Below are 225 nucleotides of genomic sequence, written 5' to 3'. Positions count from 1 at the left end.
GGAACGGGTGGAGGACTGCCTGAAGAAGATAGATATCTCTTCCAGGCTGCTCTTGGGAAAAATCAATGATGTGCTTGATATGTCAAAGATTGAAGCGCGGAAAGTAGAATTGGCAAGGGAAGCTTTCTCGATGGGGGCCATGATCGATTCCAACCGGATGATTATGGAGAGACAGGCGGAGAACAAGCAGCTGACACTGGAATTCAAAAAGACGAATCTGAACCA

Annotated in this window: 1 pseudogene; it reads left to right on the top strand. The window is 47.1% G+C overall.

Going from position 1 to position 225, the window contains the following annotated elements:
* Window positions 1–225: pseudogene (locus HJV72_RS19060) on the top strand (hypothetical protein); the annotation flags it as partial.

Origin of the sequence: Extibacter sp. GGCC_0201 (assembly GCF_017566055.1) — a bacterium.
Taxonomy (GTDB): Bacteria; Bacillota; Clostridia; order Lachnospirales; family Lachnospiraceae; genus Extibacter.
Note: the sequence above shows the minus strand (reverse complement) of the source record. Positions and strands in the feature narration are given on the sequence as shown.